This is a genomic window from Oerskovia sp. NPDC056781 (genome assembly GCF_042789955.1).
Lineage (GTDB): Bacteria > Actinomycetota > Actinomycetes > Actinomycetales > Cellulomonadaceae > Oerskovia > Oerskovia rustica.
This window is the reverse complement of the sequence record NZ_JBHUAD010000198.1, coordinates 1-7678: the sequence shown is the minus strand read 5'-3', so window position 1 is coordinate 7678 and position 7678 is coordinate 1. Positions and strand designations below refer to the sequence as shown.

Annotated in this window: 7 protein-coding genes; 3 read left to right on the top strand and 4 right to left on the bottom strand. The window is 73.9% G+C overall.

Going from position 1 to position 7678, the window contains the following annotated elements; translation table 11 throughout:
• Positions 1-17 precede the first annotated feature (17 nt).
• Positions 18-953, bottom strand: coding sequence for a phosphate/phosphite/phosphonate ABC transporter substrate-binding protein (locus ACFRCR_RS14850; RefSeq protein WP_377678577.1), 936 nt, complete (start codon positions 951-953; stop codon positions 18-20).
• A gap of 68 nt (positions 954-1021) precedes the next feature.
• A complete protein-coding gene (locus ACFRCR_RS14845) occupies positions 1022-2254 on the bottom strand; it encodes a TIGR03364 family FAD-dependent oxidoreductase (RefSeq protein WP_377678575.1) in 1233 nt (410 codons plus the stop codon).
• Positions 2255-2419: 165 nt separating this feature from the next.
• On the opposite strand from ACFRCR_RS14845, the gene ACFRCR_RS14840 reads away from it, so the two are divergent.
• Complete coding sequence (locus ACFRCR_RS14840) at positions 2420-3385, top strand: GntR family transcriptional regulator (RefSeq protein ID WP_377678573.1); 966 nt, start codon at positions 2420-2422, stop codon at positions 3383-3385.
• Positions 3382-4170, top strand: a complete 789-nt coding sequence (locus ACFRCR_RS14835) for a phosphonatase-like hydrolase (protein WP_377678572.1) — start codon at positions 3382-3384, stop codon at positions 4168-4170. Before ACFRCR_RS14840 ends, ACFRCR_RS14835 begins: the two co-directional genes overlap by 4 nt.
• A 100-nt stretch (positions 4171-4270) precedes the next feature.
• Here ACFRCR_RS14835 and ACFRCR_RS14830 read toward each other — a convergent pair whose 3' ends face one another.
• Positions 4271-4729, bottom strand: coding sequence for a hypothetical protein (locus ACFRCR_RS14830; protein WP_377678571.1), 459 nt, complete (start codon positions 4727-4729; stop codon positions 4271-4273).
• A 121-nt stretch (positions 4730-4850) separates the two neighbouring features.
• Here ACFRCR_RS14830 and ACFRCR_RS14825 point away from each other — a divergent pair, with 121 nt between their 5' ends.
• Positions 4851-7091, top strand: coding sequence for a prolyl oligopeptidase family serine peptidase (locus ACFRCR_RS14825; protein ID WP_377678569.1), 2241 nt, complete (start codon positions 4851-4853; stop codon positions 7089-7091).
• Between the two features lie 225 nt (positions 7092-7316).
• On the opposite strand, the gene ACFRCR_RS14820 is transcribed toward ACFRCR_RS14825, so the two are convergent.
• On the bottom strand, positions 7317-7505 hold the full coding sequence (locus tag ACFRCR_RS14820; protein WP_056760981.1) for a hypothetical protein: 189 nt from the start codon (positions 7503-7505) through the stop codon (positions 7317-7319).
• Positions 7506-7678 lie beyond the last annotated feature (173 nt).

Here is a 7678-nt window from a genome sequence, read left to right as displayed (position 1 = left end):
CCCCTCCTCGAGGAGGGTCAGACGTCGTCGGCGGTCAGCTTCAGCGTCTTCGCGAGGTCGAACAGCGGCTGGTACGTGTCGACGTCGACCTCGACGAGCGGGCCCGCCGGGTCGACGTCGAGGAACGCTCCGATGGCCTCGACGTCGGCCGTGTCGAGCGTGAGGAGGGCCTCGCGCACGGCGTCCTTGAACTCCTGGCTCTGCGACCCGGCGACCGTGATGGGGTCGTTCGGGATGGGGTCGGACTCCCAGACCTGGCGGAACGCCGAGGAGTCGAACGTGCCCTCGCGCTCGGCGGTCGCGAGCGTCTGGGAGTTGATCTGCGCAGCGTCGACCTGACCGTTGGTCAGGGCGAGCAGCGCCTCGGGGTGGCCGCCCGCGTACGTGATCTCGACGTCGGTCTCGGCGAGACCCGCGTCGAGGATCGCGAAGCGCGGCAGGGCGTCGCCCGACGTCGAGCCGGTCGAGCCGAGCGCGAGCGAGTGGCCCGGCAGGTCCTCGATGCTCTGGACCGGGGAGTCGACGGGGACCCAGATCCCGGCCGTGTAGCTCGAGAGCGAGCCGTCGGCGAGTCCGAACGAGGCGAGGGGCTCGGCGTCTGCCCGCTCGCTCGCGAACACGAACCCGAGCGGGCCGAACTGCGCGAGCTCGAGCTTGCCGTTCTCCATGGCGAGGACCTCGGCCGAGTAGTCCTCGACGATCGTCAGCTCGACGGGGCAGTCGAGCTTCTCCGACAGGGCGTCGGCGAGGTGCTGGTAGGCGGGCTCGAGCTTGGCGGGGTCCTCGTAGGGCTCGATGCCGAAGCGGATCGCGCCGTTCGGGCACGTCGCGGACCCGGCACCGTCGGTGCTGGTCCCCGCGTCGGCCGTGCCGGTCGAGCAGGCGCTGAGCGCGCCGAGGAGCAGTGCGGCGGCGAGGACCGAGGTGGCCTGGCCGGTGCGGCTGCGGTGCATGTCTTCTCCTGGGGTGGGGTTTCGCGAGAGAGGCTGGTCTGGTCGGAGGGACGAGAGAGGGTCGTCCGTCAGAGGAAGCTGTCGAGCACGCGCGGGGCGAGCCCGAGCGCGGTGGTCATGCCGATGCCGGACGTGACCGACACCGCGCGCACGCCCGGCATGGGCGTCACGTCGAGGAACGGTGCGGGCGCGGAGGCGTAGACGCCCTGCCAGCGCTCGCGGACCGTGAGGGGGCCCGTGCCGAAGAGCCGCGCGGCCTCGGTGAGCAGCAGCTCGTCGAGGGCCTCGGGGTGGAACGGCCCGGGCGTGGTCGCATAGGCGTGCGTGTCGCCGAGCGTGAGCGTCCCGTCGGGGCGCTGGGTGACCATGAGGTTCACCGCGGCGTCGATCAGGGCGGGGTGCTGGGCCCTCAGGCGCTCGCGGACGGCGGCGGTCGCGGGGGAGTGGCGGAAGCCGTCGTAGCGCAGCAACGAGGTGCCGGTGAAGATCGCGGGGTCGATCTCGCGGGGGCCGACTGGGCTCGCAGGTGCGTCGACGCGCAGCATCTGGAGCGTGCACCGCTGGATGCCCGCGGCGGCGGCGGTGTCGGGGAAGAACCGGTCCACGTCGTGCCCGACGGCGAGGATCACCCTGGTGGCGACGACGTCGCCCCGGGAGGTCCGCACGAGGGTCACGCCGCTGCCGGCCTCGAAGCCCTGGACGGTCGTGGACCAGGCGAGGTGCGCGCCGCGCTGCTCGGCGTACCAGCGGGCGATCGCGGGGACCGCCTCGCGGGGGTCCACGCGGACGTCCTGGGACAGGAACGCGCCGCCGACGACCTCGTCGGGGTCGCCCGGGACGCGGTCGAGGACCTGGTCGCGGTCGAGCAACCGGACGTGGCCGTCGCGGCCGTGGGCGAAGTCCTCGAGGACCTGCCGCTCGTCGTCGGCGCGGGCCACGACGACGGTGCCGGACTCGCGGAGCCAGAAGTCGGCCTCCTTGGCGAGCTGGATCCAGCGCTCGCGGGCCGCGAAGGCGTAGGTGAGGGCCGTGCCGTCCTGTGCGGTGAAGCAGCCGTGCCCGAAGTTGCGGACCGAGGCGCCGACGGCGCGGTCGTCGCGCTCGACCACGAGGACGGACAAGCCCCGCCCGACGGCCTCGACGGCGTGCGCGAGGCCGACGATCCCGGCTCCGACGACCACGAGGTCGACGCGGGCGGGGAGGCCGTTCCCGGCGGACGGGCTGCGCGTGCCAGGGCGGACGGCGGGGAGGCTGGGCGTTCGCCCGGACGGGGCCGGGCGTCGAGGTGCTGTGCTGCTCACGACACGGACACTGCCGTGCGGGACGAGCACGAATCAAGCGATTCGGAGGCTTGTCCAGACAAGTTTCCGGAGTGTTCACCTGGCGTTGACGCTCCGTGCGCGGGGTTCATGCGGCCGTCATCGCGACGCCGTTCTCGGCGAGTGGACGGCCTGTATGGTCAAGTCATGGCTCAGTCCTCGTCCCCCCGCACCGCGCCGTCCCCGCCGTCCCCGCCGGGCCAGCCGTCCCAGACGGCCCAGCCGTCGTCGGCAGCCCAGCCGCCGCCCCAGCCGTCCCATGGCCCGCTGCACCAGCACGTGCTGGGCGAGCTGCGCCGTCGGATCGTGTCCGGCACGTACGCGATCGGCGACTCGCTCCCGTCGGAGTCCTCGCTGTGCGCCGAGTTCTCGATCTCGCGCGGCACGGCCCGCCAGGCGCTCGGGACGCTGCGCAGCGAAGGGCTCATCGGCGGGGGCCAGGGGCGCCCGCCGGTCGTGCGCTCACGCGCGGTCCCGCAGCCTTTCGAGACGTTCCTGTCGTTCAGCCGGTGGGCCGTGGGGGTGGGACGCGTGCCCGGTCAGCGGACCGTCGAGGTCGCGCGCCGCGGCGTGCACGGCGTCGCGGCCGACGCCCTGGGGCTCGAGGAGGGCACGCCCGTGGTCGAGGTCCTGCGCCTGCGCCTGCTCGACGGGGTCCCGGCGATGGTCGAGCGTGACACCTTCATCGAGCCGGTCGGGCGCCTCATCTTCGAGTTCGACCCCGACACCGGCTCGATCTACGACCACCTCATCTCGCGCGGCGCGGACCTGCACGCGGCCCGCCACGTGATCGACGCCGTCGCGGCCGACGAGACCGACGCCGACCTGCTCGAGGTGCCCGCGGGCGCCCCGCTGCTGCGCGAGCGCCGTACCACGCGCAACGCGGCGGGCGTCCCCGTCGAGTACGCCGACGACCGCTACCTGCCCGAGCTCGCGGCCTTCACGATCGACAACACCCAGGACACGTCGCTCGCGATGGTCCGCTTCCCGACGGCGTCGGCCGCCGCGGCCTCCCTCGTGTCGCCGACGGCCGGCCGGGCAGGCACAGCCCCCGTCTCCGACCTCACCGACGTCGCCACCATCACCGACCCGAACCAGGAGCCCTCAGCATGACCGGCAGCATCATCAGCACGCCCGGCACCGTACCCACCGGGAGTCAGCCCCTCGCGATCGAGCTCGTCGCGCTCGACGTCGCGGGCACGACCGTCGAGGAGGGCGGTGCGGTCTACGACGCGCTGCACACGGCGGTCCTCGAGCACGGGAGCGGCGCGACGTCGTCGGACGTCCAGCACTGGATGGGGGCCGAGAAGCGCGCGGCGATCACCGCCCTGCTCGCGATCGGTCCCGGCACGTCCGGCGCGCCGGGGGACGCTCCCGACGAGGCGACGGTCGATGCCGCGTTCGTCCGCTTCACCGCGCTGCTCCACGAGGCGTACCGGTTGAACCCGCCGACCCCGATCCCCGGTGCCCCCGAAGCCTTCGCGGCCCTGCGCGCCGCGGGCGTCAAGGTCGCGCTGACCACGGGTTTCACGCGCGACGTGACCCGGGGGATCCTCGACGTGCTCGGCTGGAGCGTCGCGTCCGGCCCCGACCAGTGGCTCTCGCCCGAGGTCACGCTCGACGCCGTGACGTGCGCCGACGAGGTGCCGCTGGGCCGCCCGGCGCCCTACATGGTCCACCGCGACATGGAGCGCACAGGCGTGCTCGACGTCGCGCGCGTCCTCGTCGCGGGCGACACCGTGCTCGACCTGCGGTCGGGGGTCAACGCGCGGGCCGGGGCGGTCGTCGGGGTGCTCACGGGCAAGCTCGGCGCGGGGGACCTGGGGCGCGAGCGCCACGACTTCCTGCTCGACTCGGTCGCCGACCTCCCGGAGCTCGTGGCCAGCCTCAACGCCTGACGCCCCGCCCGGAACCAGCCGGTGCCGAGAACGAGGTCCAGGTCGTCATCAGGCTCAGAACGACCCTGATCCCGTTCTCGGCACGCCGGAGCGCGACGGCTCAGCCCCGCGTCACGACCCAGCCGTCACCCGTGCCGTGCGTGACGGTCAGCGTCGCGCCCGGGCTCAGGACCCTGTTGGTGATCGAGAGGTCCTCGGAGCACACGTCCGCCTGGGCGAGGCGCAGGTCCGCGACCTGCACGGCCTCGTCGTCGTTGACGAACACGAGGTGTCCCGTGCCGACGTCGACCGTGCTCGGGAGCTCGCCCTGGACGGGGCCGTCGGTCCCGGCGGCCTCCGCGACCTCGGTCGGGTCGTCGCCGGGGCACACGATCACGGCCTTCTGCCAGTCGAAGTGGGTCGTCGAGATGAGGTCGAGGTCACCGTCCGAGCGGCCGGCGGCGACGATCCCGGCGAGCACGGTGTCGTCGAGGTCCTGCGCGGGCTCGGACCCGCACCCGGTCAGGAGCAGTCCGACGGCGGCGCTCACGGTCAGGGCGAGGAAGGGAACCTTGGGCACGGGTCCAGTATGCGCTCGACGGGCTCGCGGCTGCCGAGCATGCAGTTGAGGCACCGAGGCACCGAGGTTGCGTGGGGCCAGGTGCGGCACCGGGGGCGGGGCGTCGTGATAGGACGGTGCAGTGACCACCGACAACGCAGAGCCCGCCGCCAGCGCGCCGACCCCCTTCCACGACCTCGACCAGTACGTCGCGATCCCCCGCACGGGCGGCCTCGTGATGTCCCCGGACGGGCGCCGCCTCGTGACGAGCGTGTCGACGCTCGACGCCAAGCGCACCGCGTACGTCTCGGCGCTGTGGGAGATCGACCCGACCGGCGAGGCCCCGGCCCGCCGCCTGACCCGGAGCACCAAGGGAGAGTCGGGGGCCGCGTTCACGGCCGAGGGCGACCTGCTCTTCACCTCGGCCCGCCCCGACAGCGACGCCTCGGCATCGGCCGAGAGCGACCCGACCTCGGCCCTGTGGCTCCTGCCTGCCGCCGGCGGCGAGGCGCGCATCGTCGCGTCGGCACCGGCAGGGGTCTCGGCCCCGCTCGTCGCGCGCAGCGCGCCCGTCCTCTCTCTCGCGGCCGACGTCCTGCCCAGCGCGCGCGACCTGGCTCACGACGCCGAGCTGCGCACGGTCCGCAAGGACAAGAAGGTCGCCGCGATCCTCCACACGGGCTACCCCGTGCGGTACTGGGACCACGACCTGGGCCCTTCCGAGCCCCACCGCTTCGTCGCCGACCTCTCGCACCTGACCGACGAGCCGGCTCGCCCGCTCCCGGCAGCACCCGCCGACCCCGACGCGGACGACCTCGACCTCCCCGCGGGGCGCGTCGAGCTGCGCGACGTGACCTCCGCCGTCGGGCCGGCGCTGCGCGAGCACTCCGCGGACCTGTCCGCGGACGGGACCACGCTCGTCACGTCCTGGTCCGTCGCCGGGCCGGGCGCGTCCCGGCGCTCGATCCTCGTCGCGATCGACACCTCGACCGGCGAGCGCCGCACGCTCGTCGACGAGCCCGGCGCCGAGGCCTCGTCGCCGGCGATCTCGCCCGACGGCGCGTGGGTCGTGTTCGTGCGCGAGACCATCACGACCCCGCAGGCCGCGCCCGAGCAGGGCCTCGCGGTCGTCCCGCTGCGCGCGGGCGACGGCTCGGAGGGCGACCCCGACGACGGCGGCGCGAACCACGGCCTGCGCTCGCTCGCCGCGAGCTGGGACCGCTGGCCCACGTCGGCCACGTGGCTGCCGGACGGCTCGGGCCTGCTCGTGACCGCCGACGACGACGGGCGCGGCCCGGTCTTCCACGTCGCGTTCACGCCCGACGGGTCGGGAGCCGACGGCACGGTGTCGCGCCTGACCTCGGACGACGCGACGTTCACCGACGTCCGCGTCGCCCCCGACGCCTCGGCCGCGTACGCCCAGCGCACGAGCTACCTCGAGCCCTCGCACCCCGTGCGGATCGATCTCGCGGACTTCCTCGCGGCCCCCGCCGTCGAGCGCGCGCCCGTCGCGGCGACCGCGCTGCGCGGCCCCGTCGAGAGCCCCGACCTGCCCGGCACGCTCACCGAGATCGAGACCGCGGCGTCGGACGACGTGCGCGTGCGCGGCTGGCTGGCCCTGCCGCACGGCGCGAGCGCCGAGAACCCCGCGCCGCTGCTGCTGTGGATCCACGGCGGTCCGCTCGGCTCGTGGAACGCGTGGAGCTGGCGCTGGAACCCCTGGATCCTCGTGGCGCAGGGCTATGCGGTGCTGCTGCCGGACCCCGCGCTGTCGACGGGCTACGGGCAGGACTTCGTGCAGCGCGGCTGGGGGGCGTGGGGCGCGGCCCCGTACACGGACCTGCTCGCGATCACCGACGCGGCCGAGGCGCTGCCCGAGGTCGACGAGACCCGCACGGCCGCGATGGGCGGCTCGTTCGGCGGGTACATGGCGAACTGGGTCGCGGGACACACCGACCGGTTCAAGGCCGTCGTGACGCACGCGAGCCTGTGGGCCCTCGACCAGTTCGGCCCCACGACCGACGCGTCCTACTACTGGCAGCGCGAGATGACGCCCGAGATGGCGGCCGAGCACTCCCCGCACCGGTTCGTGGCCGACATCGTGACGCCCATGCTGGTGATCCACGGCGACAAGGACTACCGCGTCCCGATCGGCGAGGGCCTTCGCCTCTGGTACGAGCTGCTGTCGGCGTCGGGCCTGCCTGCTGCAGCCGACGGGAGCACCGACCACCGGTTCCTGTACTTCCCCGACGAGAACCACTGGGTGCTCCAGCCGCAGCACGCGATCGTCTGGTACCAGGTGGTGCAGGCGTTCCTCGCCGAGCGCGTGCTGGGTGAGGCCCCGGGCGAGGGTGCGGCACAGCTCCCGGCGACGCTGGGCTGACCATGGTCCGACCCTGCGCGGGGAGGGCTCGGCGGCTCCGCCCGTGAGGTGAGTGGCGCGGTCGCCGAGCCGGGAGGCGCGAGGTAGAACGTGGTGCGCGAGGTGGTGCGCACCACGTTCTACCTCGCGCACCACGTTCTTCCTCGGTGGCCGTTCGCCCGGGCGGTACGCCGTCGACGGGCGATCGGTCGACGGAGCACGTGCGGGACGTGGGCGACCCGTCGGCTAGTGCGACATGCGTCGGTGCGGCGGGAGGTGCCGGTCGTGCGCGGCGCGGACCAGCTCGACGATCATGTAGACGATGATCGCGGCGACCAGCACGATCCCGAACAGCAGGAACCAGTTCGCGGGGCCCGACCCCGTGGGGACGTAGACCGCAGCATCGACGCTGCTGGCGAGCATGAGACCGGACATGTCGACTCCTCCCTGACCGGGAGCTCCGGGGCGGAACCCCTTCCTCCCAGGATGCACCCGGACGCAGGGGTCGCACCCGGTGAGATCGACGTCCGGGGGCCACCGCCCTGATGGTCCCCGCGCCGGGCTCTGCCGAGAACGAGGTTGTGGTCGTGATGCGCTCCATCACGACC